This is a genomic window from Bradyrhizobium sp. P3_C3 (assembly GCF_056402655.1).
Genome location: NZ_JBFUGY010000128.1, coordinates 1 through 2,264, shown reverse-complemented (window position 1 = coordinate 2,264; position 2,264 = coordinate 1). Strand labels below are relative to the sequence as shown.

Annotated in this window: 3 protein-coding genes; 1 reads left to right on the top strand and 2 read right to left on the bottom strand. The window is 66.5% G+C overall.

Features of this window, described 5'->3' with window-relative positions:
* A partial coding sequence (locus AC1DW2_RS43695; RefSeq protein ID WP_477009198.1) for an FAD-binding protein occupies positions 1–721 on the bottom strand: 721 nt, incomplete at its 3' end.
* 151 nt (positions 722–872) lie between these two features.
* On the opposite strand from AC1DW2_RS43695, the gene AC1DW2_RS43690 reads away from it, so the two are divergent.
* Positions 873–1,556, top strand: coding sequence for a GntR family transcriptional regulator (locus tag AC1DW2_RS43690; protein WP_477009197.1), 684 nt, complete (start codon positions 873–875; stop codon positions 1,554–1,556).
* 10 nt (positions 1,557–1,566) lie between these two features.
* On the opposite strand, the gene ybaK is transcribed toward AC1DW2_RS43690, so the two are convergent.
* On the bottom strand, positions 1,567–2,040 hold the full coding sequence (gene ybaK / locus AC1DW2_RS43685) for a Cys-tRNA(Pro) deacylase (protein ID WP_071916296.1): 474 nt from the start codon (positions 2,038–2,040) through the stop codon (positions 1,567–1,569).
* Between the last annotated feature and the right edge of the window lie 224 nt (positions 2,041–2,264).

Below are 2,264 nucleotides of genomic sequence, written 5' to 3'. Positions count from 1 at the left end.
CATGGCACTGGGTGGGATCGCCGACCTCCTGCACGCCCTTGTCGAGCAGCATCTTCAGGATCGAGCCGCGATTATAGGGCGTGCCGCGGATCAGGAAATTGTCCGCGGCTTCGCCCCAATATTGCTTCAGCCATTCGATGTTGGCCTCGAACCCGCCGGCAGCGGCGACCAGCGACGTCGCGCGGATCTCGGTCTCGCCCTTGATCGGCCGCTTGAGGCGCGCGGCGAGGAACATGCCGTCCTCGATCACGAGATCGGTGACTTCGGCGTCGTACTCGACGTCGACGCCGAGCCGCTCGGCGGTGAGATAGAGCGCATTCAGCATCGCGCGGCCGCCGCCGAGAAAGAAGGAGTTGGTACGGCCGAGGCTCAGCGTGCCGCCGAGCGAGGGTTGCCAGCGCACGCCCTGCTCCACGATCCAGTTCAGGATATCCTTGGACTCCCGGATCATGTGCCGGGCGAGCACCTCGTCGGTCTGACCGCCCGTCACCAGCAGCAGATCTTGCCAGAATTCCTCTTCGGTGTAGGGACCGGTCAGGATCTCAGTCGCCGCATCATGGGCGCAGCGCATGTTGCGGGTGTGGCGGGTGTTGCCGCCGCGATAGAATTTTGGCGCGCCCTCCAGCACCAGCACCGAGGCACCGCCGCGACGCGCCGAGATCGCCGCRCACAGTGCCGCATTGCCGCCGCCGATCACCAGCACGTCGTATTTGCTGCTCATCYCGTCTGCCCGATGCGACGAAGTTAGAGACATTCTGCCGCCGAGGACCCCGATCGACCCAACGGCAGCCATTGCGTACCTTTGTATACAAAGATATACATCGGCGCTGCAAGTGCCATCTCTGCATGGGCAGGATGCGCCGTGAGGGAACATGGCCAAGCGCGTGGCAAAGTCAGGCGGATCGATCACACGCGGCGGCGGCGTGGCACTGGGCGAAGCMGTGTTCCGCTCGCTGTGCGAGGCGCTCCAGGCCGGCAGTTACCGCGCCGGAGACCGACTGCGCGAGGAAGAGGTCGCGCAGCGGCTCAAGGTCAGCCGCACGCCGGTCCGTGAGGCGCTTGGCCGTCTCGCGGCCCGCGGCTTCGTCGAGCCGGCCGGCGGCCGCGGGTTGATCGTGCGCGACCTCGACATATCAGAGGTGCTCGAGCTCTACGCCATGCGCGAGATCATGGAAGGTGCTGCAGCGCGCCTGGCCGCCGAACACGCCTCCACTCCCGAAGTCCACGCGCTCAGGGATATCGAGCAGGCCTTTGTCGAGGCGGCGGCGTCAGACGCTGCCGAGATGGCGCGGCTCAACCGCGCCTTCCACGAAGCCATCTGCCGCGCCGCGCGCAACCGCTATCTCGACAACGCCTCGCGCGAATTGCAGGACTGGATCGCGCTGCTGGGCCCGACCACCTTCACGGTGACGGGCCGTCCCTCGACCAGCCACGGCGAGCATCAGGCCATCATCGACGCCATCGCCGCGCGCGACGGCGACAAGGCCGAGCAGCTTGCGCGGGCGCATATCCGCGAGGCACTGCGCTGCCGGCTCAAGCTGCTGCAGAAGCAGTAGGGCGCGGCGCTCACGCGACCACATCCGCAACGACCGCCTTCAGGACATCCCGCACGTCGCCCGGCTTCAGCCGAACCTGCAAGCCGCGCTGGCCGCCGTTGAGATAGACCTGATCATGCGCGAGCGCGCTCTGCTCGATCACGGTGCGCACCGGTTTGCGCTGCCCGAACGGGCTGATGCCACCGACCTTGTAGCCGGTGACGCGCTCGGCCTCCGGCGGCTTCATCATCTGCGCCGACTTGCCGCTCGCGGCAGCGGCGAGCTTTTTCATGGAGACTTCCTGGTCGGACGGGACGACGACGCAGATCGGCTTGCCGTCCACAAGCGCCATCAGCGTCTTCAGCACGCGCGCCGGATCCTCACCAAGCGCAGCGGCGGCCTGCAGGCCGATGCTCTCGGCGTCGGGATCGTAGTCGTAGGTGTGCACGGTGAAGGCAACGTCGGCGGCTGCAAGCGCGCGCGTGGCTGGGGTGACTTTGGACATGCACGATGTTTACCACCGTCATTGCGGGGAGCGAAGCCATGGCAAGGAGGATGTCTATACGCGCCACACCTTCAGTGTCGTCCCGGCGAACGCCGGAACCCATAACCACAGGAAGGAGTTTGGCGAAGCCTAGTCGTTAGGGGCTGCGACCGTCCGCAATCGCGAGATCACGCGGTATGGGTCCCGGYGTTCGCCGGGACGACAGCGTGGCTACGCCGCCGCAA